At 70.5% G+C, this 24719-nt stretch carries 18 protein-coding genes; 13 read left to right on the top strand and 5 right to left on the bottom strand.

The window, feature by feature from the left end; all coding sequences use genetic code 11:
- Window position 1: 1 nt before the first annotated feature.
- From WH85_RS01205 to WH85_RS01180, 6 genes are all read left to right on the top strand, one after another.
- Complete coding sequence (locus WH85_RS01205) at window positions 2-742, top strand: DUF8175 domain-containg protein (RefSeq protein ID WP_052720057.1); 741 nt, start codon at window positions 2-4, stop codon at window positions 740-742.
- A complete protein-coding gene (locus WH85_RS01200; protein ID WP_045739685.1) occupies window positions 739-1872 on the top strand; it encodes a hypothetical protein in 1134 nt (377 codons plus the stop codon). Before WH85_RS01205 ends, WH85_RS01200 begins: the two co-directional genes overlap by 4 nt.
- Window positions 1872-3407, top strand: a complete 1536-nt coding sequence (locus WH85_RS01195; protein WP_083448692.1) for an SCO6880 family protein — start codon at window positions 1872-1874, stop codon at window positions 3405-3407. The genes WH85_RS01200 and WH85_RS01195 overlap by 1 nt, the downstream gene beginning before the upstream one ends.
- Window positions 3404-4750 carry an ATP-binding protein gene (locus WH85_RS01190; protein ID WP_157410668.1) on the top strand — a complete coding sequence of 449 codons (1347 nt, stop codon included), beginning with the start codon at window positions 3404-3406 and terminating at the stop codon, window positions 4748-4750. Before WH85_RS01195 ends, WH85_RS01190 begins: the two co-directional genes overlap by 4 nt.
- A gap of 194 nt (window positions 4751-4944) precedes the next feature.
- The gene (locus WH85_RS01185; RefSeq protein ID WP_052720056.1) at window positions 4945-5541 is read left to right on the top strand and encodes a sigma-70 family RNA polymerase sigma factor; all 597 of its coding nucleotides are present in this window, start codon (window positions 4945-4947) and stop codon (window positions 5539-5541) included.
- Complete coding sequence (locus WH85_RS01180) at window positions 5538-7238, top strand: S8 family serine peptidase (protein ID WP_052720055.1); 1701 nt, start codon at window positions 5538-5540, stop codon at window positions 7236-7238. Before WH85_RS01185 ends, WH85_RS01180 begins: the two co-directional genes overlap by 4 nt.
- A gap of 38 nt (window positions 7239-7276) precedes the next feature.
- Here WH85_RS01180 and WH85_RS48360 read toward each other — a convergent pair whose 3' ends face one another.
- Complete coding sequence (locus WH85_RS48360) at window positions 7277-8581, bottom strand: polysaccharide lyase family 7 protein (RefSeq protein WP_083448691.1); 1305 nt, start codon at window positions 8579-8581, stop codon at window positions 7277-7279.
- Entirely contained in the window at window positions 8578-10335 is a 1758-nt protein-coding gene (locus tag WH85_RS01170; RefSeq protein WP_169792392.1) for an RICIN domain-containing protein, read from the bottom strand. The genes WH85_RS48360 and WH85_RS01170 overlap by 4 nt, the downstream gene beginning before the upstream one ends.
- Window positions 10336-10505: 170 nt before the next feature.
- Between WH85_RS01170 and WH85_RS01165 the strand changes: the two genes are divergently transcribed.
- Genes WH85_RS01165 through WH85_RS01155 form a run of 3 tightly spaced genes read left to right on the top strand, consistent with a single transcriptional unit; the run spans window position 10506 to window position 12822 of the window.
- A complete protein-coding gene (locus WH85_RS01165) occupies window positions 10506-11939 on the top strand; it encodes a glycoside hydrolase family 19 protein (protein WP_045739684.1) in 1434 nt (477 codons plus the stop codon).
- Between the two features lie 41 nt (window positions 11940-11980).
- The gene (locus WH85_RS01160; RefSeq protein ID WP_045739683.1) at window positions 11981-12373 is read left to right on the top strand and encodes a DUF4913 domain-containing protein; all 393 of its coding nucleotides are present in this window, start codon (window positions 11981-11983) and stop codon (window positions 12371-12373) included.
- Between the two features lie 38 nt (window positions 12374-12411).
- Window positions 12412-12822 (top strand): YbaB/EbfC family nucleoid-associated protein, encoded by a 411-nt coding sequence (locus tag WH85_RS01155; protein WP_045739682.1) that lies wholly within the window; start codon window positions 12412-12414, stop codon window positions 12820-12822.
- Window positions 12823-12901: 79 nt separating this feature from the next.
- Here WH85_RS01155 and WH85_RS49835 read toward each other — a convergent pair whose 3' ends face one another.
- Window positions 12902-13663: a hypothetical protein gene (locus WH85_RS49835; protein WP_157410666.1), complete on the bottom strand. Its 762-nt coding sequence runs from the start codon at window positions 13661-13663 to the stop codon at window positions 12902-12904.
- Between the two features lie 1190 nt (window positions 13664-14853).
- Between WH85_RS49835 and WH85_RS01150 the strand changes: the two genes are divergently transcribed.
- The 4 genes from WH85_RS01150 (at window position 14854) to WH85_RS01135 (ending at window position 20533) form a co-directional block, all read left to right on the top strand.
- Window positions 14854-16335: a ketol-acid reductoisomerase gene (locus WH85_RS01150; RefSeq protein WP_045739681.1), complete on the top strand. Its 1482-nt coding sequence runs from the start codon at window positions 14854-14856 to the stop codon at window positions 16333-16335.
- Entirely contained in the window at window positions 16332-16781 is a 450-nt protein-coding gene (locus WH85_RS01145; protein ID WP_045739680.1) for an MEKHLA domain-containing protein, read from the top strand. Before WH85_RS01150 ends, WH85_RS01145 begins: the two co-directional genes overlap by 4 nt.
- 105 nt (window positions 16782-16886) lie before the next feature.
- On the top strand, window positions 16887-17300 hold the full coding sequence (locus WH85_RS01140; protein WP_169792391.1) for a peptidase inhibitor family I36 protein: 414 nt from the start codon (window positions 16887-16889) through the stop codon (window positions 17298-17300).
- 95 nt (window positions 17301-17395) lie between these two features.
- A complete protein-coding gene (locus WH85_RS01135) occupies window positions 17396-20533 on the top strand; it encodes an ATP-binding protein (protein WP_045739678.1) in 3138 nt (1045 codons plus the stop codon).
- A gap of 3 nt (window positions 20534-20536) precedes the next feature.
- Here the strand turns inward: WH85_RS01135 and WH85_RS01130 are convergent, their stop codons facing one another.
- Window positions 20537-21265, bottom strand: coding sequence for an alpha/beta fold hydrolase (locus tag WH85_RS01130; RefSeq protein ID WP_045739677.1), 729 nt, complete (start codon window positions 21263-21265; stop codon window positions 20537-20539).
- A gap of 72 nt (window positions 21266-21337) precedes the next feature.
- Entirely contained in the window at window positions 21338-24490 is a 3153-nt protein-coding gene (locus WH85_RS01125) for an ATP-binding protein (RefSeq protein WP_045739676.1), read from the bottom strand.
- Window positions 24491-24719 lie beyond the last annotated feature (229 nt).

The following is a 24719-nucleotide window of genomic DNA, read 5'->3' as shown; positions in this document are numbered from 1 at the left end:
GATGCGTACGGCGACACTGCTGACGACCGCGCTGGCCGCCGCCGGGGGCCTGGCCGCCGTGGCGCTCCTGCGCCCGGACCAGACGCCGGAACCCCGGCCGGTGACCTCCGCGACCGCGGAGGACCACGCGGCAGAGGAGATCACGCACGCCGAACCGGCCAGACTCCCGGTCGGTGAGGTCGCCGCCGGTTCCGGCTCGACCCGGGCCGGGCCGGCCGGCACGCCGCTGGGCTTCGCGCATTCCACGGACGGAGCGGTCAGCGCCGCGACGGCGTGGCTGACCGTGGTCGAGGGCAGTGGTGTCCTCGACCCGTCCCGGCGGGCCGCCATCCTGAAGGCCATCGGCGACGCCGACTTCGTCACAGATGCCGGCCGGCGGATCGCCGACCGGAGAACCGCGCTCGGGACGGTCCACGACGGACACGTCATCGCGCTCGCCCAACCGGAGCTGGGCGCCTTCCGGGTGGTCACCGCCAGTAGGAACAAGGCGTCCGTCGACGTCTGGTACCCGTACCAGATCGCCCTGCTCGCGCCGGGCCAGGCGCCCGGACCGGCCGGTTGGAAGCGTGCCCGGATCGCTCTGCGCTGGGACGGCGAACGCCGCGACTGGCGTCTCACCGCCGACCCGGCGTTCACCGACGGGCCGGATCCGCAGGCCCAGCGCCCGTCCTTCGTGAGCCGGGCCCAGACCCTCATCCGGTACGGGACCGGCTGGCACACCTACGCCGGAGCCCGGGAGTGAGCGTCACACCGGGTGGCACGGACGCGTTCGACACCGCCATGACCAACGCCGCGGCGTTCCTCGCGCGGAGCCTCTCCTCGCTGTTGAGCACGACCTTCGCCGAACTCAACGCGGTCAAGTCGCCCGACATCGCCACCGAACAGTTCCTCTCCACGTACGCGGCAGGGTCCGGAATTGCGATCTTCGTCCTCGTGGTCATGCTGGCCCGGCTGTTCCACCGCACCTCGTCCGGGCAGATGAGTGGGCAGCAGCTGGCCGACTCGCTGTGGCGATGGGCCCCCGGCGCCATGCTGCTCGTCCTGTTCGGCCCGGCCCTCGGGCAGCTCACGGTGCAACTGACCGACGCGGCCACCACCAGCATCGTGCGCTACTTCAGCGCCGCTGTGGCCTCGCTGCCGGACCGCCTCACGACGATGGTGGTCATCGACGATCCGGCGAAGCTCCCGGGTGGGCCGATCGTCGCCCTGCTCGTCATGGCCGTCGCCTTCGTCGGCGTCGGCGGACTGGTCGGTGGCCTGGTCATCCAGACCCTGGCGCTGTATCTGACCGGCGCCGTCATGGCCGTCGCCTTCGTCGCGACGATCGACCCGGCGACGCGCGGCCGGGCGCTGCGGCTGCCCTCGACCTGGCTCGGCCTGCTGTTCGCCAAGCCGCTGCTGTTCTTCCTGATCGGCGCGCTCGCCCGGATCCTCGATCCGGCGCCGGGCGGCGCCGACGACGGGTGGGGCCGGTTGATGCCGGCGCTCATGGGGGCGCTGGCGCTGCTGTTCGTCGGCGTCGCCCCGTGGTCACTGATCAGGGCCACTCTGCCGCTGCCGTCGGCGCCCGGCAGCCGGGCCGGCCAGGGGTCCGGTGTGCCGGCCGGTGCCATCGTGTCCGGCGGGAGCTCCACCATGCTCCAGCTGTCCTACCGGCGCCTGCACGGGTCGTTGACCCGGCATGTCGACGAGGCCCGGCCGGCCGGCCCGCACCGGCCGAGACCGGCGATGCTGCGCCCCGGCCGGGACCGGATCAACCGCATCGCACCGGCCGACGGCCCCGGCACCGAGCGCCCGGTCGCGTTCAGCGAACAGGCCATCGACAACGCCCCACCGCCGATGCCCGACCTCGTCCACCGCGGAGAGCCCTGATGACCGACATCCGTTCCTCCCTGCTCGGCGGCGAGCTGCGCCGGCGCACGCTGCTCGGCGGCGCCCGGAGCCGGGAGGGCAATCTGATCCTCGGCGGCGGGCTCGGCACGGCCTTGCTGCTCGCCGTGCTGGTCGGTGGCCTGGTCGGCATCGGCATGGCGCTGATCGTGTTCGCGACGGCATTCGCGCTGACCCTGCAGAACCCGGCCACCGGACGGTCGCCGGGGCGCGAGCTGGCCCTGGCGTTGCGCTGGCGGCAACGGCGCCGCCGGGGCGAGACCCGGCTGCTGCCCCTGCACCTGGCGCAGCCGTTCACCCCTTCGACCGGCACGTCCCGGCGCCGGGAGGCTGTGGCGTGGGCCCGGTCGGTCCGCGCCGAGGCGCCCGGGCTGGAGGGTGTCCAGTGGCTGACCGCCGACGGCGAGCCGGATGCGGTCCTGATGCATCATCCGCCGGGCGAACCGGCGTACCTGTCGGTCGCCATCGAGGTGGACGGACAGGCGCCGGGGCTGCGCACCGACCGTGACTACGACCAGGCCGCCGCCGCGTACGGCCGCCTGCTGAGCCGGCTGGCACGCGAGAGCGGCCTGATCACGGGCGTCCAGTCGGTGACCCGCATCGTTCCGCTCGACTCGGCCGCGCACGAGCAGTGGGCGGCCAGCCACGTCGACCCGGACGCGCCGGAGCTGCTGCTCAGCTCGTACGCCGAACTGGTCCGGATGACCGCCGGAGCGGCCGAGATGGTGCGCCACTATCTCGCCGTCCGCCTCCCGTTGACGCCCGCCTACGCCCGGGAGGCCGCCGCGCTCGCCCCCGGCGAGGAGGGCATGGTCCGGCTCGCCGTCGCGCAGGCACGGTGGGTCGCCTCGCTGGCCGCGCACGCGGGTCTGCACAACCCCCGCATCCTCTCCACCCATCGGCTGGCGGCTCTGTTCCGGCATCTGCAGAACCCGGACTTCCCGCTGGACCAGACCGTCGACGTCTCCCCCGAGACGTGGCTGCGGCCGCAGCGGACGGAACGGGACGCGGTGGTCGTCGATGATCTCTGGTGGCATCGGGTCGCCTCGATCCCCCGTTCGGCGGTGACGGCCGAGCCGGTCGGCACCCGGTGGATCGCACCCCTGCTGTACGGGATGACCGCGCCGGTGCATCGCACGATCGCGCTGAGTGTGACGGTACAACCGGCTGCTCAGGCCCGCCGTCGAGCCCGTCAGGACCTGACCATGGACGTGGGGCAGAACGAGGAGAGCGCCCGGCGGGGCGCCATCGACGACGGTAGCCAGGCGGTGCAGCTGTCCGCCTCCGCGCAGCGGCTCGCGGACCTGCAGCCGGGTTCGGGAATCCACGGCGCCCACTGGGTGGGGTGGGTCGCGGTCAGTTCCCGTACGCAGGCCGACGTCATGGAGGCCGCCACCCGGATCGGCGACGCCGCCGACGAGTGCGGCATCGCCCAGCTCGACTGGCTCACCTATCGGCACGACGAGGCGCTGCCCGCCACCTGGCCGGTGTGGCGAGGAATGGAGACCAGCACATGACCGTCCAGCTCGCACCGAAGGCGTGGCGCTGGCGGCGCTCGCCGCTGCTCGGCCGGTTGGGCCTCTACGCCCCACGATCACCCGGCATCCCGAGCACGACCCGGCAGGCCGAGGTCCTGTGCACGGCCATCTCCGCCCCGCCGACCACGGTGGAGGGACTCGTCAACGGCATCGACCTCACCACCGGTCAACCTGTCTATCACGACCCTTTCACCGCGTACGAGAACAAGATCGTCTCGTCGCCGAACGTGGTCGTCCTCGGTGATCTCGGCAAGGGCAAGTCGAGTCTGATCAAAACCGTGTTCGTGGTGCGGCAGCTGACCTTCCGCAAGCGCCGGGTGGTGGTGGCCGACCGCAAGGACCAGGGCGGCGAGGGCGAGTTCAGCGAGATCTGCCGGCAGTTGGGCGGCAAGCCGGTGCGTTTCGAGCTCGGCGGTGCCGGGAGCCGGCTCAACCTCCTCGATCCGGTCATCAACGTGTCGGCAGCGACGAACAACCACGTCGCCGGCCAGCTGCAACTCCTGCGGGCCGTGGTGCAGACCGCCTCCGGGCGCCCGGTCGACTCGTGGCAGGGCGCCGCGCTGCGGGCCGCTCACCTGCACGCCCTGCGGGTGGCCGAGGCCGACCGGCGTACGCCGGTGCTGGAGGACGTCGTCCGTGCTCTCGGCGAGGCGCCGCCGGCCGACCGGTTCGGCGGCCTCGACTCCCCGAACGCCCGGGAGACCTGGGCGGAAGCCGCCCTGACCATGCGGTTCGACCTCGAACGGCTCCTCGGCGACGACCTGGCCGGCCTGTTCGACGGGCCGACCTCCAAGGACGTCGTCCTCTCCGAGCGGCTGACCTCGTTCGACCTGTCCCAGCTGCCCGCCGACGGGCCGGCCATCCCGCTGGTGATGACGGTGCTGAACACCTGGCTCACCAACCTGCTCCGACGCCGGCGCGGGTGGCTGACCACGTTCGTGGCCGAGGAGGGCTGGCACCTCGCCGAGGGGGTCGGCGCCCGGATCTTCCAGCGCAACAGCAAGCTGTCCCGGGGAATCGGCCTGGCCAACGTCGTCGCGCTGCACCACGTCTCGGACATCCCGGTGGATTCGCCGGCCGTCAGCATGCTGACCGAGGCGGGGACCGCCTATCTGTACGCCCAGGGCCGCGAGGCGGACGCGCAGCGTTGCGTGGACCTCTACTCCCTGCCGTCACACCTGGTCGGCGACCTGATGACCCTCCCCCAGGGCATGTGCCTGCTCAAGATCGACGCTGCGGCGCCCCTCGCCATGCAGCACCTCCGATCGCGGTGGGAAGTGGCGATCACCGACACGGACAACGCCATGAATCCGCACCGATAAAGAGACCTTCCACAAAGGTCTCACCTGCGGCTTCCCCACACCCCGACGAGGGTTCCCGGGTCGATCGAAGCCGTTCTCTGAACGGCCCGATCCGGCCGTTCAAGTCCGGATCCACTCCGGAGGTCTTGACTGTCCCGGTCACCGCGCGCCCCCGTCGGGGCGCGCGTTTCGGGAACCTCAGAGAAGGGTGGCGCATGCGCACGGTCGACGACCTGAACGGAGCCATCGACGGTCGCGAGGCCCCCGCGGAAACGATGCCACTGAACGAGACCGAGGCGCTCCGGCATCTCTTCCTCGTCCAGAAACCCGCCCTGCTCGCCTACGCCCGCCGGCTCACCGGCGGCGACGTCCACTGGGCCGAGGACATCGTCCAGGAAACCATGATGCGAGCCTGGCGGCACCTCGACGCCCGCAACGAGAAGGGCCAGTGGAACCGGGCCTGGCTGTTCACGATCGCGAGGCGGGTGACCATCGACCACGTACGGGCGGCGAAGGTGAGACCGGTCGAATACACCGACGAACGCATAGAGATCCCCGGCGACGACACGGAAGAGAAGATCGAACGCGAACTCGACTCCACCGCGGTCCGGGAAGCCGTCGACGCCCTGCCGGAACGGCTACGCAGCACCCTGGAACACCTGTATTTCGAGGAACGCTCCATCGCCGAGACAGCGGCCCTGTTGGGAATTCCGCCCGGCACCGTCAAATCACGTTCCCACCATGGGCTCCGCGCCCTGCGTGACGAACTCGCCGCTCGGGGATTCAGCGGCGGATCGAAGAAGGAGAAATGAGAGCCGCGACAATCCCGGGCCTCGTCACCGTGGCCGCTCTGGTGCTGGGCACGACATCGGCGCAAGCGGCGCCGACCAGCGACGAATACGTGAAGTACTACGTGGTCACGGCCGCGTACGCCGGCTCGCCGGAGAACCTGACCGAGATCGCCACCCGGTTCCTGGGCAGCGGCTCCCGCTCGGCGGAGATCTTCAACCTCAACGTGGGGCGGGAGCAGCCGGACGGCCGGGCGCTGTCCGACGCGAACCGGCTGACGGCGGGCTGGATGATGGTGATGCCATGGGACGCCGTCGGATCAGCCATCCGGTACGGCGAGCTCCCGTCGAGCACACCCTCGACGCCGGCCCCCACCAAGACCCCGACGAGCTCCCCCACCAAGACCCCGACCAAGACGCCCACCACAACCCCGACCACCGTTCCTCCGTACATCAGCGCCCCTCAACCGGTGACGCCGGTCCAGCCCGGATATCTCCCCGGCGGCACCACCGCAGCGGGCACGCCGAACACCGGCTCACGCCCCAGCGGGGCGACGCCGTCCGGCAGCGCACAGCCCTCCGCGGGGGCCTGTACCGTCCCCGCGTCCAGCACCCGTCTGGACTGGGCGGCACGGCGTCTCGCCGCCGATCAGGCCTGGCCCCGAACCCGGGGAACGAACCAGGTCATCGCGATCGTCGACTCCGGCGCCGACGGAACACTCCCCCAGCTCAAGGGCCGGATCGGCGTCGGACGGGACCTGGCGGGCACGACGAACCGCGGCGACCTCGACTGCATCGGCACGGGCACCGCGATGGCCGCGCTGATGGTGGCCCAGCCGACACCCGGCAGCGAACTGACGGGCGTGGCGCCGGACGCCTCCGTTCTCCCCCTCCGGGTCCGCGCCGACGCCGGAGTCGCCCGTCCGGGCATTCAAGCCCAGGCCATCGAGTACGCGGTGAGCGCCGGCGCCACGGTCATCGCCCTGGGCCCGGCGGTGGACGCCGGCGCCCCCGAGGTGACCGCCGCCGTCAAGAAGGCGATCGAACAGGACGTGGTGGTCGTTCTCGGCGCCCCGACCACCACTGACGTCAGCGTCCCGGACGCCGTTCCGGGGTTGCTGCGGGTCGCCGGTGTCGGGGAGGACATGCGCGCCGCCGACGCGTACCGCAAGGGCGGCATCGACCTGGTGGCGCCCGGCCTGCAGGTCACCAGCCTCGGCACCAAGGACGGCGTCGGCTCCGGCACCCACTACGCCGTCGCGTTCGCCGCCGGGCAGGCCGCCCTGGTCCGGGCGGCCTATCCCGCCCTCACCGCGGCCCAGGTCGCCCACCGGATGCAGGTCAGCGCCGATCAGATCGGCGAAGAGACCCAGCCCAGCAGCGAGTTCGGCTGGGGGATGCTCAACCCCGGCGCGGCGACCACCCGGGAACTCCCGGAGGAGGGCGCCGCTCAGCCGTCACCCGTCGGTGACGCCGCGGACGGGACCGCGGCGGCCGACTCCGGCGGCCACGCCGGCCTCGTCACGGTCGTCCTGCTCATCATGCTGGCGGCGCTGGGCTATCTGGGGTACCGCTTCTGGCAGCGCCGGCGTGACGCGATCTTCGACGTCGTACCCGATCCGCGACCGGTCGCGGCGCCGGTGGTTCCGCCGCCCGCGCCGCGACCGCCGGTGGAGACGCCACGGCCGAAGCCGGCCGCAAGCGGTCACTGGACGGACTGAAGGTCGAAGGGGGGTGGGATCTTCCCACCCCCCTTCATCTATGCGTGCGTGATGCCGACGCTGTAGAACTTCACCCGTGCACCCTGCGTGGTGCTCGCGGATGAGGACTGGTTGTAGGCGCCCAACTGGAAGAAGTGCCGGTACGGCCCGAACGAGCTCGGGATCGGATAACTCGTCCGCGACCCGTTCACGGTCAGGTTGATCGTGTCGCCCGACACGTTGATGGCGTACGCCCAGCGCTCACCCAGCGGGACGTTGCCGACCTTGTGCAGGGTCTGCCCGCCCGCCGGCGAGTTCTCGACGCCGATGTAGATGTCACCGGACGGCCGGTAGTACAGCTCCAGCAGCGGCTTCTTCGACGGCCCACCCGCACCGAGGTGCACCTGGCCGACGCACACGTTCCGGGTCACCTGGGCCACCCGCAGCTCGGCGCTGAGCGTGTGGCTGCCGGACCGGGCCCAGTCGGCGAACGAGCCGTCCCGGTTCATCTCCCGCAGCTCGGATCGGGCGTACTTCGACTCCTTCCAGGTCACCCCGCGCTCCGGCGCCCAGAAGGTCATCGCGCCGTCGGTCCGGTCGGTCCAGAAGTACGCCGGGTTGGTGTACCCGTTCACCCCGGCCAGCTCGGCCGGCGGAATCACGTCGGGGCTGCCGGGCCGGCCGGTCGGCAGCTCCAGCCGCCAGACCGCCAGATCGAAATTGCCGCCGGGCGGGAGCTGCGCGTTCAGTCCCGGGCCCGCGGCTCCCCCACCGCCCGGTTCCAGTGTCGGCGGCGTCTCACCGCCGGCCGGCGGTGTCTCGAGATCCGCCGGAGGCGTGTCGCCGTCGGTCGGGACGGTCGAGGTCTCGTGCGGAAGCGTCGCCCGGTCGGTCATGAACTCCCAGGCCTGGTTCGCCGCGCCGGTGCACGTCCAGATCTGCAGTCCGGTACGGTCCGCCCGGCCCCAGTCCGTCACGTCCAGACACTTGCCGGAAGCCGTGTTGACCAGTGCGCCCGCGCGAGGGAACCAGTTCTGCGCCTCGGCACCGTTGCACTCGTACAGCACGGTCCTCGTACCGTTGACGGCGGCACCACCGGTGACGTCGAGGCACTTCCCCAGTGCCCGCAGCGTGCCGTCCTCGTGAAAGGACCACTTCTGCGCCACCGTGTCGTTGCACTCGAAGATCTGCACCTTGGTCCCGTCGACCGGGGACGCGGCGTCGACGTCGACGCACTTACCGGACAGGCCGATGATGGCCGTCGAGGTGTCCGCGTCGGCCCGGGTGATGCCGATGACACCGATGGTGCCGACCACCGTGATCCCGGCCGCGCCGACCATGAGGTACCTCGTGCGCGCCGTCATCGGACGAGGCTCCACCGCTGGTCACGCTCGGCGTCCACCTGCGCCCACTGCTCCACCCAGTGGCCGTTCCAGGTGCCGTCCGACTCCGCGCCCCGATCCGTGCCGAGGATGTCGAGCACCTTGCCGGTCGCGTGGTTGCGCAGGTGCATCCAGCCGCCGCCGATGTGCTCCAGCTTCCACTGCTGAAAGCGGTCGGTGGGGTTCAGCTTGACCTGGAGGACCTTGGCCCCGTCCCACGTGCCGCCGGACTCGATGCCCATCGCATGCCCGCTGTACGCGTTCACGAACACGACGTAGCCCGCCTCCGGGGCCGCGGTGAGCCGCCAGTACTGATCCTTCTGGTCGCGCTTCTCCCAGAGCTGGACATGAGCCCCGACGGTGGTGTTCGCGTCCTTGTCCGGAAGCTCCGCGACCGCGCCCGTCCAGTAGTTGAGCAGCTTGTAGTTCTTCCCGATCTCGAACCCGGCGATGGTGGTGGGTGCCTGCGTGGTCGGCGCCTTGGTCGTCGGGGCCTGAGTGGCCGGCGTCTGCGTCGCCGGGGCCTGCGTGGTGGCAGTTCCGGTCGCCGCGGGCGTCGTCGTCTCCGGGACGGTGGCCGGTGAGGACGTCGTCGGCACTCCGGTCGTCGGCGTCCCGGTCGTCGGCGTCCCGGTGGGAGATGACGACGGCGACGGCGACGGCGAGGACGTGCCGCCGGTCAGCCGGGTGTCCTTCTCGTAGGTGGGCAGGTAGCGCAGCGTGGCGTCGGAGAGCTGCGGGAGATTGGCGCGGGGCACCCCGTTCGCGGCCCGGACCGTCGCCTCACCCCACTGGTACGCGGCGAGCGCCAGCCGGTAGGAGTCCGCGCCGGTCAGTCGCCCCAGCTGAGCCTCGAGATCACACATCGCCATGCCCAGCGCCGGGATGGCGTCCTGCGGGTTCCACACCGACGCCGAATCGGACACCTTGTACTGGCGCCACAACGCGGGACTGAACTGCGCGATGCCTTCGGCGCCGTCCGTCGACCGCAGGTTCGGGTCGAACCGCGACATCGCCATCAGCTGCGCGGCGATCCGGTCGGCGGTCACCACCGAACAGATCCGTCCCGCCTTGACGATCGACGCCACGTACGCGTCCGGAACGGGTACCGCCTCTGCCATCGACGGCTCGGCGGCCCCACCACCGGCGTCGACGCGGAACGGGTCCTGGTCGGCATACCAGGCCGCGTACTTCTGCACCAGATCGACATAGGAGCGGGCCGAGTCCGGCACCGCCCTGGCCGCCAGCACGTCGTCGATGCCGACCTTGCTCGCGGCGACCGCGAACTGCCACAGGTCACCGGTCAGCCCCGCGGTACGCAGCTGTCCGACCAGGTCACAGGTCAAATGGGCGAGCGCCTGGACGTTGGCCTCGCTGTCGTCGCGGTTCGCCTCGGCAGCGGGATGCCAGCTCTTCCACCCGTCGTCGGTGAGGCCCGCGATCCCCCGCGTGGCATCCGACGAGAAGCGCGAAGCCGCCATGATCTGGGCCGCCAGCCGCGACGGGGTGAGCGCGGGGCAGGACAGCGACGCGGCGACGATCGCCTCAGCCAGCTCCGGGGGCACCTCCTGCCCCTCCGCCGATCCGCCGGCGGCCAGGGCGGCGATGTCCCCGCGCATCGGCAGCACGCCGCCGACCAGGAGGAGCGCACCGAGCCCGGCGATCGCCACGGGTCGGCGCCCCGCGCGGGGCCACCGCCAACGGACCTTCAGGGACTTCCTGTTCAACGAGGTCATCGACGCACCTTCACTGTCGTGGACACATTCCCGGTCCGACATGCAACGGAACGACATCGGCGGGGGTTCACACCGCAAACGGCGTTCCTTGAACCACCCGCGAACGTCTCCGTTCCTGAAGGGGAGAGTCACTTCTCGCCGGCCGGCGACCGACCAGACACGAGGAACACATGGCACGCGGGAACATGCTGCGCCAGGCGGCGAACGCTCAGACGACCAAACCGCCGGACGCGGCCCAGATCGCCGGCATCACGGTCGCCGCGATCGGGCTGGTCCCGCTGCTCGCCGTGGTGCTGGTGTGCCTGGTCGGCATCATCGCCATCACCGGCACCTCCACCCTGGCCACCGACCCGGAGACGGGGGTGTCGTTCGGTCCCGAGCTACTGGGCGAGGGCAACGGGGACGTTGCCGGCGCCATCATCGGCGGCAGCGGCAAGGGCCGCCTCGCCGCGAACGCCGTGCCCCGCCCGGAGCTGGTGCCGGCCCTGGAATCAGCCGGTCAGGAATGCGATCTGATCAGCCCGATCGTGCTGGCCGCACAGATCCAGGTGGAATCGGAGTGGGACCCGGCCACCGTCGGCCCGGACGGCGAACAGGGCATCGCGCAACTTCCCCCCGGCGTCTTCGACGAGTACGGCGAGGACGACGACGACAACGGCACGAAGTCGGTGAACGATCCGATCGACGCCATCCACGCCCAAGCGCGATACCTGTGTCACCTCGGAACCCAGGTCCAGCAGCTGCTGGCCGACCACGAGATCGGCGGTGACGCCCTCACCATGACGCTGCTGGCCTGGGACATCGGCATCGACGAGGTCAAGGCCCTCGGCACCCAACTCGTCCCCCTGGACGCCTATCCGTATCAGGTCCGCGGACAGTTCGGCACGTTCTCGACCGGGGAGGACGCACCGTCGCCCTCGCCCACCTCGACGGGGACCACTCCGGGCGGCGGTGCCACTCCGGGGGGCGGTGGTGCTCCCCTGCCCGGCAACACGGGATTCAACCAGGCCGTGTTCAACCAGATGTTCAAGAACGCCATCCCCTTCTACACGTACTCGGCGATGACGACCGCGATGGCCAAATATCCGGCCTTCGCCAGCGGATCCGGCGATGTCGCCAAACGGGAGATCGCCGCCTTCCTGGCCAACGTCAACCACGAGTCCGGTGGCCTGCGCTACGTCGAAGAGCTCAACCAGAGCCTGTGGGGCGACTACTGCAACCGGAACGTCTCGTACGGCTGCCCGGCCGGCCAGCGCGCCTACCACGGCCGCGGACCGATCCAGATCAGCTGGAACATGAACTACAAGGCCGCCGGCGACTCCCTCGGCGTGGACCTGCTGAACCGGCCGGACCTGGTGAAGAACGACGCGAGCATCGCCTGGGGAACCGCCCTGTGGTTCTGGATGACCCAGCCGGGCGCCGGAAAGATGACCCCGCACGCCGCCATCACCGGCGGCAACGGCTTCGGCGAGACGATCCGCAGCATCAACGGCTCCAAGGAGTGCAACGGGCGCATTCCCGCGGCGATCAACTCGCGGGTGCAGGCCTATCAGACGTTCTGCCAGATGCTCGGCGTCAGCCCCGGCGACCGGCTGCGGTGCTGACCGTGAATCAACAGCCTTCGTCCCCTATCGAGGAAGCACCGATGACATCACCGACCGGCACCGAGCCCGAAGCCAAGCCGTTCTTCATCCTGTACCTGCCCGAGCCGGACTTCTCGATCGAGCTGTCGCTGCTCGCCCAGTGGGTTCACGGGCTGCTGGTCCCGGCCTATGCTGAGGAGGTGACGTCGGCCCGCCCCTGGTGCACACAGTGGTGGATGCACACCTCGGCCATCGCTCAACTGCACGGGCTCTGGCTCGCCTGGCAGCAGTTGACCGGCCCCAAGGCCGACCGCCTCGGCCCCACCAGCTGGCATCGCGACTTCCTCGCCCCGACGATGAACGCGCTGCGCTCACCGGACGGCCCGTTCGCCGGCTGCAAACCGCGAACGCATCGCGACAAGGAAGCCCCGCCCATCGAAGCGTTCGGCGAGTGAACGGTCATCCGCACGCCGCCATCGGCAGGAGAGACACCATGGATCAGGACGAATCGCTGTCGCTGGGCAGGATCGAAGCGGCCCTCCGGCAGATGCCGGCCCGGCTGACCGGAACATCGGAATCGGGCGACGTGACAGTGGTGACCACCGAGAACGGCGACATCGAACGGGTACGCCTCGCCCCGTCCGTCTTCGCGAACCCCGATCCGGACGCCCTGAACAAGGACATCGTCGAGGCCGTACGGTCGGCCGCCGCGGCCCGAGCCGATCAGGAGATCGCGCGGATGACGGCCGGCCGCGGCGCTCCGGCCGCCGGGCCCACGAGGCCTTCACTGGCGGCCGCGGCAGGCATCGTCTCCCCGGGCCCGCGCGCCGAGCCCGCCGTGAAGCGGGCACCCGCGGCACCCGCCGCGCCGGCGACGAGGAGCACAGCACGGCGGGCACCCTGACGCGGTCCGGGAGGTGACGGCGCGTGGTCGCCGCGGCGCGGGAAATCCTGCACGAGCCGGTTCCCGCGCCGACGACCGATCAAAGCGCCGACTGGGACCGACGCCCTCGCGCAGGAGGTATAGAAGGGGCCGCCACCGGGCTGGGAAGCTGTTGTTCACGCTGCCTCGCGGTGCGATGAACCGAGCCGGTCAATGCGGCGGACTCAGCCATCGGCCCCGGATAGACAGGACGTTTCGGAGAAGCATCGGGTAACTGCATACCCATACCGGACAGTAGCAGTGCGCCCTGTGGTGACGCCCCTGACCGACGTTCCTGTCCCTGCGTCGCCTGAAACCCGTCGGAGGTCTGGGGAGCACCACCATAAATCTGATTCGGCCGGCGCAGAAAATCGCCTCTCAGGAAATCCGCGGTCCCCGGCAGCTTTCCTTGAGAGAGCAGAGACTCCAATTTTATGCCGGATCGAAGGGTTTCCAACAGATGGTACTTACCATGCCCATAGTGCTGACTGGAGCCGATCAGCAACCGTCCATATTTGCCATGATGACGATTTTCGCCACGCAGGAGACGCGCTCCCGAGCGCATTCTAGCAAAAATCCGGTAAGTCTTGGTCCTCCTGTGCTCCTCTTCGCTCCGCGCATACGATATCGCTTCGTAATTCCACTTGTAATGGGTCTTCAGCTCCTTCAGCGCCTTCTGAATATCATCCCTATCCCCCGGGTCCGCATTTTTCGAGAGATTCACCAAATCTTCTCTCAAGAGGTCGAGAGCCGCCCGCTGAATACGCGCAGGATCAGCTTTGTCTCGACGACGGGGATTCTGTTTGATTTCGGGCGCCCGCATCGATGCCTCCATGGGATCGGCCTACTGCTCTCATCCCGGAACGGATGTCGGCGCATCCGGGTTCACGGCCGACCGATCGCCACGGCACCGGCCGTGGTGGCAAGCAGCCCATCACCTACGCCGCGAAGATTCGGGCCTCGGCGCTACCGCCGCGGGCGCGGCCGGCGCCACCCTCGATCCACCGGCAGGAGCTTCCATTGATTGGCCGGCAACACTTGTCACTTGAGCTGCCGTCGCCTCCCGATGCCTTCTCATATGCTCTTGAAACAGCCCACCGCGGGTCAGCCATTGCGGCGTAGCCCTTCGGCTGCGGACCGCGGGCTGGGGGGCCGGCGCCGTCAATGCGGTCTCTTCAGCACGCGTCTCTGCGGGTTCTTGCGCTTCACCCCGCCCCCCATCGGTCAGGGTCTCAGGAAGCCTCGCCCACTTTTCCAACGCTTGAGAAGGTGTCGTGCCCCCCTCATGGTTGCCTATGTTCGCCAGTTCGTTCCGCATCGTCGCCTCACTGTCGCCGGCCAGCAAGATGCCTCCACGGCGGTTGGGGCGCAAAGCCTCCGACTCCGACTCCGACTCCGACTCTGACTCCAACGGGGGCTCAACCACGGGGCGCGGCGCCTCTGTCAATACCGCCCGTGTCATCTTTGCCCGGAATGCTGTAAAAGTCTCCCCCTCCTTGAACACATCCGAATTGTCACGATTCACGGTTTCCGATTTAGGCGTCGCCGAATATTTGACTCCCACCGTGGCCGATTCAAGGCCCGCCGCCGCGGCCATGGAACGCTGCCGCTTCCCCGACCCCTTAACGACTCCCATTATCGGCACTACCGGCGCTATGGCTTCTTCGCCGGCAGGAACGATAGTAGGGGTAGAGGAAGGCACCCGACGGGTCTGCAGGTTCGCTTCAAAAGGGTGACTTTGCTCGCGAAGGTCCTGAATTGATTCAAGACCCGCCGAGTAAACAGCTTCCCGCCTTCTTCTCTTGGCTTTGTAAACCTCGTCAGACGACTCTGATGGAACTGACGACATCGCTTTCCTGCCCTCCGTAAATTGATCCTCCCCATGAAACGAGCCCCAGCGCCCGGCGGTTCACGTCACCGGACGACAGAAAACTGAAATCGGCATGAAGTCGTCGTCCACAAGGCCGGGCTAGCGTTACCCGCCGTCCCGGAACCCGACGATGAGGTGGAGATATGACGGCGAACGACCTGGATTTCGAGACTCACGTCTTCGACAAGGAATACATCACGCTGGCCGGTACCCGGGAGGCGATCGTCCGGGGTGGACGTGACCTGTTCGGCCGCCTGCCCCGGGCGTTCGAGGGCATCAACCAGATCGCGGTGATCGGCTGGGGGCCGCAGGGGTCGGCCCAGGCGCAGAACCTGCGGGACTCGCTCGACGGCCGGGTCAAGGTCGTGGTCGGGCTGCGGAGCGGGTCCTCGTCGTTCGAGGCCGCCCGCGCTGCCGGGTTCGCCGAGGCCGACGGCACTCTGGGCGAGATGTACGAGGTGATCGCCGCCTCCGACATGGTGTTGCTGCTCATCTCGGACGCCGCGTTGACCGCCCAGTACGAGAAGATCTTCGCGACGCTGCGCCCGGGCGCCACCGTCGGGCTGTCCCACGGGTTCCTGCTCGGCTACCTGGACCAGCTCGGCAGCGGCTTCCCAGAGGGCATCGACGTCATCGCGGTGTGCCCGAAGGGGATGGGCGCGTCCGTACGCGCTCTCTACCTGCAGGGTGCCGACACGAACGGCGCCGGGATCAACGCCAGCTTCGCCGTCGAGCAGGACGCCTCCGGCTGGGCGACCGACCGGGCGCTGGGCTGGTCGGTGGCGCTCGGCGCCCCGTACACGTTCCGGACGACGCTGCGCTCGGAGTACAAGTCGGACCTGACCGGGGAGCGCTCGATCCTGCTCGGCGGCGTGCACGGCATCGTCGAGAGCCTCTACCGCCGTTTCCGCGGCCAGGGGATGAGCGAGACCGAGGCGTACCGGCACTCGGTCGACTGTGTCACCGGCCCCGTCTCGCGCATCGTCTCCAAGGACGGGCTGATCGGCCTGTACGAGCGGCTCGACGCCGCGGGACAGGAGACGTTCGGGCAGGCGTACGCCGCGGCGTACCCGATCGGTCTGGAACTCACCCACGAGATCTACGACGAGGTCGCCTCGGGCAACGAGATCCGCAGCGTCATCCTGGCCGGCGAGCGGCTGACCGACTTCCCGATGGGAAAGATCGATCAGGCGGACATGTGGCGTGCCGGCGAGGTGGCGCGCCAGGATCGCGACGACGCGGATCTGCCGCTCGATCCGTTCACCGCCGGTGTCTTCTGCGGCGTGATGATGGGCCAGATCGACACGTTCATCGCCAAGGGCCACCCGTATTCGGAGATCGCCAACGAGTCGGTCATCGAGGCGACGGATTCGCTCAACCCGTACATGCATGCCCGGGGTGTCTCGTTCATGGTGGACAACTGCTCGACGACCGCCCGGCTCGGATCCCGCAAGTGGGCGCCGCGCTTCGACTACCTGCTGACCCAGACGGCGTACCCCGCTGTCGACCACCGGACCAGCCCGCTGGACCTCACCCTGGTCGAGGCGTTCGCGAAGCACCCCATCCACGAGGTGCTGCGGATCTGCGCCCAGATGCGTCCGACTGTCGACATCTTCGTGGCATGAACGAGCGTGACGCCGTGTTCGCCGATCTGCTGACCGGCAGCTACGCCACACTCACCGGCAAGGCGCTGGTACCGGACGGGCTGCACGGCGCCGAGGCCGCCGCATGGCTGTATTCGGCACCGTTCGGCCTGCTCGCCCACGGCACCTCCGCCGACCCGCTGTTCGTGTACGCCAACCTGATGGCGCAGGGCCTGTTCGGCTACACCTGGGACGAGTTCGCCGGCCTGCCCTCCCGGCTCTCGGCCGTCGGCGATGCGCGGGACGAACGCCACCGGTTCATGGACGACGTACGGCGGAACGGCTACGCCGACGGCTACCGCGGTCTGCGGGTGGCGAAGACGGGACGGCAGTTCTGGATCGAGGATGTCACCGTCTGGAACCTCGTCGCCGGCGACGGCACACCGGCCGGCCAGGCGGCTCTGATCCGCGGGTGGACCGACGCCTGACGACGGCGCCGAACCGCATCAAGTGCGAGGAAGTTTTCGTCCACTTGCCGCCGCTACGGTTCGATTCATGGCTATATGAGCCAATCGCCGATGAAAGGGTTCACCATGAGAAACAGCCGCAGGGTCGCCACTTTCCTGGCCGGGCTCACCGTCGCCACCGCCGGGTCGGCGATCACCGCCTCCGCAGCGCAGGCCGCCTATGTCTGCAGTTCCGCCCGTGAGGAGATCTGCGTCTACCAGAACGCGAACTTCACCGGCTCGGTCTATGTCATGCACGGCGAAGGCCTCCGGGATTTCGCGGGTAAGACCTTCGCCAACGGCGAACCGCTCGACAACCAGGCCTCGTCGATCGACAACCGGAGCAAGACCGTCGTCTTCCTCGGCCGTAACGCGCCGTGCAAGGACTATTTCTACGGCCTCAGCCCCGATGAGAAGCTCAACGACCTGAGCAACGTGCCGTGGGAGACCCCCGAAATGCCGGGCGGCGACTTCGACAACAAGCTGTCCACCGTCTGTTAGCGATCCCCGGGAAGGTCGATATGGCCTTCCCGGGCCCTCCCGCTCCGGTCGGATACGCTGTGCCGTCCGGTTTCTCGCTATCAAAGGGGTCCACGATGTCGGGCCCTGACGAGCTTTCGCTGCGGATTCTCGGACCACTGCAGATCGTGTACGCCGGAGTCCAGGTGCCCCTGCCGCCGCGGCAGCAGGCGAGTCTGCTCGCACTGTTGCTGGCCCGGGAGGGCAGGCCGACCGACGTCTCCACTCTCGTCGAGCTGATCTGGGGGCACGACGCCCCGGCCAGCGCTGTCAACAGTCTCCAGAAGTACGTCGGGACACTGCGGCGGATCATGCAGCCGGGTCTTCCCGCCCGCGATCCGGGTACGTATCTGAGGCGCGAACGCCACGGCTATCTGATCGCCGCCGGGCCCGGGACTCTCGATCTCGCGCGTTTCCGGGAGCTGGTCAGCCATGCGGCGTCGCTGCTCGCCGACGGTCGACCGGAGGCCGCGCTCGACGCGTACACCGAAGGCTTGGGTCTGTGGCGTGGCCCGGTCGCCGAAGGTCTGCGGAACGACGGAACCGCCGCGGCATCCGTCTTCGCCGCTCTCGACGGTGACTTCCTGGACACCTGCGTACGGGCATCCGAGCTGGCGACGTCACTGGGCCGGCCGGACCGGGTGCTTCGGGCGTTGCGGATGGCCGCCGCCATGGCACCCCTGAACGAGGCGGTGCATGCCGGCCTGATCGTCTCCTTGGCGGCGGCGGGTCAACAGGCCGAGGCCCTGGTGGTCTTCGGCACGGTCCGGGCGCGGATCGCCGAGGAACTGGGCGTTCAGCCGGGCCCGGCCCTGTCGGCCGCACACCGGCGGGTGCTGACCGGGAACCTGACACCGGTGACGCCGGCCCGCTCCCCGAGGCCGGCGAGGACGGACGGGGGCCTGGTCGGGCGCGGCGCCGAGCTGGCCGCTCTGCGGCAGGCCGTGGAGGCTGCGCTCGGCGGCGCCTCGGGTCTGGTCCTCGTCGAGGGTGAACCCGGCAGCGGGAAGACCCGGCTGCTCGAGGAGATCGCCGGCGAGGCCGGCCGGCTCGGATCACTCGCGGTCTGGGGACGCTGTCTCGGCGGCGACGGCACGCCGTCGATGTGGCCGTGGGTTCAGGTGGTCCGCACCCTTCTCGCGGAGTTGCCGGCCACGGACCGAACGCGGTGGCTCTCCGGGGAGCTTCGTCGTCTCACGGCGTCCCCCGGCGACGAGCAACCCGACCAGGGCACCCGGTTCCGGCTCTTCGAACAGGTCGTCGCCGTGATCGGGGAGGTCTCGGGACGGCGACCGGTCCTGCTTCTGATCGACGACCTGCAGTGGGCCGACGCCGCCTCCCTGCGACTGTTCGGGCACCTGGCGGCCCGGCTGCCCCGCCGGGCCGTGGTCGTCGGCGCGCTACGGGACAGGACGCCGGATCCCGGCTCGGAGTTGACCCGGGTCCTCGCGCTGGCCAGCCGGACGCCGCGGTACCGCCGGATCCACCTCGGCGCCCTCGACCTGGCCGCGACGGGCGAGCTGGTACGACGCGACACCGGTCAGGTCCCCGGACCCGAGGTGGTGCGGGCCATCCACCTGCGAACCGCCGGCAACCCGTTCTTCGTCCGGGAACTGACCCGGCTCCTGGCCGACGGGGGTGACCTGACCGCCGAGGCCACCGCGCGGGCGAAGGTCCCCTCCACCGTCCGGGACGTGGTCGGCAACCGGCTGGCCGGACTCGACGACGCCGCGCGGGACCTACTCCGGATCGCCGCGCTCATCGGCCGCGACGTCGACATACGGCTGCTCGCCGACGTGGCCGGGGTCGGCGTGCCTGCCTGCCTCGACCTCACCGAACGGCTGGAGAACGCCGGCCTGCTGCGGCTCGACCGGGACAGCTCGCTCTTCCTGCACTTCAAACACGATCTGGTACGGGAGTCGGTTGTCGCCGCCACGCCGTCCCCGCTGGCCGCCGAGCTGCACCTGCGGATCGCCGACGCGCTGGAACGCTCCGGCCCGGACGATGAGGTAGCGGAAAGCCTCGCCCACCATCTGCTGGCCGCCGGACCGCTCGCCGGGCGGGCGAGGACAGCCACCGCGCTGCTTCACTCCGGCCGCCATGCCGCCGCCAAGTCAGCTCTTGAGGTCGCCACCGACCGTCTGGAAGCGGCAGCCGAGACGGCACGATCGGCTTCCGAACCGGAGCTGGAGTTGTCCGCGCTCTCGCGGCTCACCGCCGTCGCGGGGATGCGCGCCGGGTATCACTCGTCCGCTCCCGAACGGCTGGAACGGGCCGAACGACTGGCCAGAGAACTCGGCCGGGAGCGGGAGGCCACCGCCTTCCTGTTCTCCCGGCGGGCCGCATACTCCCAGGCGGCCCGGCTCGACCTGAGCGGCAGGCTGGCACGGCAGCTGCTTGACGACGGCAGCGCGTCCGCCGACCCGGTCGTCCGCGCGTACGGCTATCAGGCCTGGGGCATCCACCAATGGGATCTCGGTAACGTCGGTGAGGCGTACCGCCATCTCAGCCGGACGGACGGCGACAACGGCGACGGCCGGCGCAGCGAGCAACCGCTGCGGTACGACCTCGGGCTGCTCTCGGCCGGGATCCTGGCGGAGACGACCGCGCTGCACGGCGACGTTCCCGCCGCCCGCGCACTGCTCGACGACCTCGAGGCCGCTGCCGGCGACGATCCGTACGCCATCACTGTCGTGACCAGTTTCGCGGCGCGTGTCGCGGCGCTGGCCGGGAATCCCGCCTGGGCGCTGGCCGCTGCCGGCCGCGGCATCGCCGCGGATCCCGGGCACTCCTACACCTTCTTCGGCGCCTACCTGCGGCTGGCCCGGTACTGGGCGCGGGCGGTCACCGGTGACGCCTCCGCCGCACCCGCCGCCGAGCGCCTCGTCGCCGCGGTGCTGCTCGACCCGCCCCGCTCGAACCTGCACACGTGGTACGCGTTGTGCGGCGAGATGTGGCTGGAATCCGGCCGGCCGGCCGAGTCCGCGCGGGCCCTGAACGAGGCCGACCGGTTCCTCGACGCCCACGGCCAGCGGTACGCCGAGGGCCTGCTGCTGCTGTTGCGGGCCCGGCACCGGCATGCCCGGGGCGAGCCGCTCCCCGCCGTACGCGCGGCGGCCGAACACGCCCGGGCGCTGTCGATCGCGCGGGAGGCGCATCTCTTCGCGCACCGGGCCGCCGGCTTCCTGGCCACGCTGCCGGAAGCCGGCGGCTGACCGTCAGGCGCCGGCGTGGGCGGCCGCCGCCAGGATCGCCTCGACCGTCGTCTCCGGGTGCGACACCATCGACAGGTGCGAGGCCGCGACCTCGGAGATCTTCGCGCCGGCCCGCTCGGCCAGGGACCGCTGGGTGGCCTCCGGGATCACCAGGTCGTCGGTGCCCACCACGGCCCAGCTCGGCAGCGTGCGCCAGGCGGCGGTCGTCGTCGGGGCGGCGTTGGCTCCCAGGGTGATCGGACGCTGACCGGTGACGATCAGGTCCGCCTGCGCCTTGGGCAGGTCCTGGGCGAAGTAGCGGTACACGGTGTCGGCCTTCAGGAACGCCTCCGCGTCACCCTCGGGCGCACCCGGATAGCCGGCGATGTCCAGCACGGTGGTCGGGTCCGGCACGTCGAGCGCGGAACCCGAACCGCCGAGGATCGCGAAGATGCTCTCGCCCTCGGCCGGGATGAAGGCGTTGACGTAGACCAGCGCGCGCACGTCGCCCCCGGCGCCGGCGGCGTTCGTGATGACGACACCGCCGTACGAGTGGCCGACGAGGACGACCGGTCCGCTGGTCCGCTGCGCGAGGAAGGACGTGAGGTAGGCGGCGTCGGGTTCCACACCGCGCAGCGCGTTCGGCGGCGCCAGCACGTCGAATCCCTGCCCCCGCAGCTCGGAAGCCACCGTGTTCCAGCTCGAGGCATCGGCCCAGGCCCCATGGACGAGGACGATGGAAGGCTTGGTCATCTCGTTTCCCCCTGTGTCAGTCGGTCCGGCTGATACTGGCGGCAACGAGTGGAGATTCTCTGAACGGAGACTTCATCCCTCGCCGGATCGCAGGAGATCGGTGACGCGGCGCAGGAACAGCAGACCCTCACCCTCGGCGGCGAGCGCTTTCACCCGGTCGGCGGCGGCCTCGACGACGTCGGCCGGTGCGCCTCGGTCGCGGGCCAGTCGTGCCCGCAGCGCCAGGATCAGGCCTTCGGCGTAGCGCTGCCCGTACCGTTCGAGGGCCTGCTCGGCCCGGTCCAGGGCGGCCCCTGCCTGGTCGAGAGCATCGATCGTCAGGTGCAGTTCGGCGAGCGCCGCGTACCAGGCGGCGACGGAGGAGCGTGGGGGTTCGAGAAGGTGGGCCTCGATGATCCGCTCGATCTCGGCCGCGGCCCGGTCCGGGTCCCGGCCGAGCATGCCGGTCCCCCACCACCAGGCCAGCCTCTGGGTGGTGCCCAGATACTCGAAGGCGAGCTCGGGGTCCACGGCGATGCCGTCCTCCGCGGCGGTCAACGCCCATTCCGGGTCACCGGCCACCGCCCCCGACAGCGCGACGAAGGTGGCCCAGAAGGTGACCGCGTACGGATCGTCCCCGGCGTCGGCCCGCATCCGCGCGAATCGAGCCCGGGCGTCCGGGACGTCGTCGTGCAGGGTGGCCATCAGCCCGAGCATCCCGGCTGCCAGCAGCTTCTGGTCGCGCAGCAGCGGAGCGGCCTCCGCCCGGACGGCGCCCGCCGCCACCGCACGGTCGACCCTCCGCAGGTGGCGGAGGGACTCGCCGATCGCACCGATCTCCCACTGGTGCACCGCCCAGGCGAGCCAGCCGTAGATACGTACCATCGGATCGGCCGACACCTCGCCGCCCTCCCGCAGCCGGCGGGCCAGCCGCCCGCTGGCCTCGATCTGCATGCCCTGGGAGTATCCGGTCCAGCGGGTGAACAGCAGGCTCGTCGCCTCCAGTTCCCGGCCGAGGCCACGCGCCAGGTCCTCGGAGCGCTCCAGGATGTCGGGCGGGGCGCCGACGTATCCCTTCTGCATCCCGAGAACCATGGTGAGCTGTGACAGGGTGGCGAGTTCGATCTCCGCCAGGCCGGACCCGCGCGCTACCCGGGCTGCCAGCCGGAGGTGCCGCTCGGCGACGTCGAAGGCGGACTTGGCCGCCGCGCGCCGGCCGGCGTGCAGCAGTGCGGTGGCGGTCCGGGACGGTTCCGCCAACGGGCCGGCCGACCACAGGTGATGGGCGAGCCGCTCGGCGATCGGCTCACCGCCCGGCTCGGCGTCCTCGATCGCGTCGGCCACCCGCAGATGCAGCCGGGGAACGCTGCGCGGTGGCGTGGTCCGGGCGACTGATTCGCGTACCAGATCGTGGGTGAACCACACGGCGAGCGGGTTGCCCGGGGCCGGGCCGATCAGCCCGAGCTCCTCCACCGGTTCGAGGTGTCGCCGGCACTCCGGGACTTCCAGCCCGGCGACCCGCGCGAGCAGTTCGACGTCGACCTCGCGCCCGATCAGGGCGGCGATTCTCAGCAGCCCCAGCGCGGTGTCGTCGAGACCGGCCATCCTGTCCTGGACGACATCGCGGACGGTCGCGGGCACTGCGGCGCGGAACCCGTCCTCCGCGACGAGTTCCCCGCCGTCGGCCGCCAGCAGCCGCGACAGCTCCCGGACGAAGAACGGGTTGCCGCCGGTACGGGCATGAATGTCACGGGAGACGCCGGCCACCGGCGTCCGTCCGGTCACCCGGCTCACGAGTTCGGTGACGTCCTTCGGGGCCAGGGGGCCGAGGCGGACACGTCGGTGGCCGGTCGTCCGGCTGACCCCGTCCACTATCCGGGTGAGCTCCGATCCCGGTGTCGGGGCGTGCGTGCGGAACGCTCCGATCAGGGCGGCGCCGGCCGGCAGGCGGGCGCCGAGGTGGCCGAACAGGTCCAGAGAGGCGAGGTCGGCCCACTGCAGATCGTCGATCACCACCACCACCGGCCGCCGCGACGCCGCGACCGCGACGAGCTCCGTCGCCTGTTCGAACAGGCGGAGCTGCAGTCCGCTGTCCGGCTGCAGGGGCGCCCCCGGCGAGATGTCCCGCGGGACGACGAGCCGGCCCAGCTCCCCGGCTTTCCACTCCGGACGTGCGGCGGCGGGCATGTCGTCCAGAAGCGCGACGACCACCTGGACCCACGGCCACATCGCCGGTGTTCCGTCCCCCTCCAGGCACCGGCCCCAGACGACACGGGCGCCGCCCCGCTCCGCCTCCGCGGAGGCCTCCTCGATCAGCCTGGTCTTGCCGACGCCGGGTTCGCCCTCCACCACGGCCAGCCCGGTGCCGCCGGCGAGGACCCGCTCGACCCCCTGACGCAGCGCCGTCAGCTCCTCATGGCGGCCCACCAGGGCACCGGGACGCCGCGCCCGCCCCGCCGGCGTGGTGACGGCCGCCGGCGCCGGGGCACCGTCACCGACGAGCCGCTCCACGGCTCGCAGCGCGGGCCCCGGATCGATGCCGAGCTGCTCGGCCAACCGGTCCCGGACCGACGTGAGCAACGCCTGTGCCTCGGCCCGCTGACCGGACGCGGCCAGGGCGGAGGCGAAAGCCGCCTGAACGGGTTCGTGCATCGGGGCCATCGAGGCGGCCAGGCGCAGGTGCGGGAGCATGCGCTGCGGCTGCCCGAGCGACGAGGCGAGGGTGGTGGCGGCCAGGCAGGCGGTGAGGAACTCCTCGTCGAGTTCGGCGAACACCCGCCGCGCGGTGGCGCCGCTGCCGAGCGTGTCACCGGCGGGGCCACGCCAGAGCCGCAGTCCCTCGTCGTACCGGTCGAGAGCCCGCTCCCGGTCCAATCCGGCCGATGCCTCCTCGACCAGCGCGCGGAACGCGACGAGGTCCACGACCTCACGATCGGCGGCCAAGAGGTACCCGTTGCCGTGGAGCCGGAGGTAGGACCCACTGTCCCGATACGCGAGGTCCGGTTCGAGGAGCCGCCGCAGGGCACCGACGTGCTTCTGGATGACGTTCACGGCGCTCGGCGGGACGCGGTCCTCCCAGATCAGGTCGATCAGCTCACTGACGCTGACCGGCTGTCCGGTACGGGCGAGCAGCACCGCGAGCAGAAGAGCCTGCTGGCGGGGGCCCGGAGCGACGTCCACGCCACCGCGCTCGATGCGCAACGGCCCCAGGATCTGCATGCGTGCCGAGCCGGCCCCGCCCGCCATCGGCACCCCACCCAACATCGCCCCGTTGCCCGATCGGGCATCCGGCGCCGGTAGGACGGCCGAAGTCTACCGGGTGGGTTCGGATATCCGTCGATATGACGCGACGAGTGTCATGCTCCCGATGCCTCATCGGGCAGGGGCGTCGAACAGTTGTTGACGATCGGTGCCCTGCTCGTCAGTGGATATCCGGTGGGCCGGTGTTCGATGGGATCGCGCCGCTCGGCGCCCC

This window comes from Actinoplanes rectilineatus, from assembly GCF_000962825.1.
Classification (GTDB): Bacteria; Actinomycetota; Actinomycetes; order Mycobacteriales; family Micromonosporaceae; genus Actinoplanes; species Actinoplanes rectilineatus.
This window is presented reverse-complemented; position numbering and strand designations above follow the sequence as displayed.

What these genes read in the sequence shown, in the direction of transcription:
- WH85_RS01205 (WP_052720057.1), top strand. Translation starts at nt 2, where the DNA reads ATGCGTACGGCGACACTGCTGACGACCGCGCTGGCCGCCGCCGGGGGC.
- WH85_RS01195 (WP_083448692.1), top strand. Translation starts at nt 1,872, where the DNA reads ATGACCGACATCCGTTCCTCCCTGCTCGGCGGCGAGCTGCGCCGGCGC.
- WH85_RS01190 (WP_157410668.1), top strand. Translation starts at nt 3,404, where the DNA reads ATGACCGTCCAGCTCGCACCGAAGGCGTGGCGCTGGCGGCGCTCGCCG.
- WH85_RS01185 (WP_052720056.1), top strand. Translation starts at nt 4,945, where the DNA reads ATGCGCACGGTCGACGACCTGAACGGAGCCATCGACGGTCGCGAGGCC.
- WH85_RS01180 (WP_052720055.1), top strand. Translation starts at nt 5,538, where the DNA reads ATGAGAGCCGCGACAATCCCGGGCCTCGTCACCGTGGCCGCTCTGGTG.
- WH85_RS48360 (WP_083448691.1), bottom strand. Translation starts at nt 8,581, where the DNA reads ATGACGGCGCGCACGAGGTACCTCATGGTCGGCGCGGCCGGGATCACG.
- WH85_RS01170 (WP_169792392.1), bottom strand. Translation starts at nt 10,335, where the DNA reads ATGACCTCGTTGAACAGGAAGTCCCTGAAGGTCCGTTGGCGGTGGCCC.
- WH85_RS01165 (WP_045739684.1), top strand. Translation starts at nt 10,506, where the DNA reads ATGGCACGCGGGAACATGCTGCGCCAGGCGGCGAACGCTCAGACGACC.
- WH85_RS01160 (WP_045739683.1), top strand. Translation starts at nt 11,981, where the DNA reads ATGACATCACCGACCGGCACCGAGCCCGAAGCCAAGCCGTTCTTCATC.
- WH85_RS01155 (WP_045739682.1), top strand. Translation starts at nt 12,412, where the DNA reads ATGGATCAGGACGAATCGCTGTCGCTGGGCAGGATCGAAGCGGCCCTC.
- WH85_RS49835 (WP_157410666.1), bottom strand. Translation starts at nt 13,663, where the DNA reads ATGCGGGCGCCCGAAATCAAACAGAATCCCCGTCGTCGAGACAAAGCT.
- WH85_RS01150 (WP_045739681.1), top strand. Translation starts at nt 14,854, where the DNA reads ATGACGGCGAACGACCTGGATTTCGAGACTCACGTCTTCGACAAGGAA.
- WH85_RS01145 (WP_045739680.1), top strand. Translation starts at nt 16,332, where the DNA reads ATGAACGAGCGTGACGCCGTGTTCGCCGATCTGCTGACCGGCAGCTAC.
- WH85_RS01140 (WP_169792391.1), top strand. Translation starts at nt 16,887, where the DNA reads ATGAGAAACAGCCGCAGGGTCGCCACTTTCCTGGCCGGGCTCACCGTC.
- WH85_RS01135 (WP_045739678.1), top strand. Translation starts at nt 17,396, where the DNA reads ATGTCGGGCCCTGACGAGCTTTCGCTGCGGATTCTCGGACCACTGCAG.
- WH85_RS01130 (WP_045739677.1), bottom strand. Translation starts at nt 21,265, where the DNA reads ATGACCAAGCCTTCCATCGTCCTCGTCCATGGGGCCTGGGCCGATGCC.
- WH85_RS01125 (WP_045739676.1), bottom strand. Translation starts at nt 24,490, where the DNA reads ATGGCGGGCGGGGCCGGCTCGGCACGCATGCAGATCCTGGGGCCGTTG.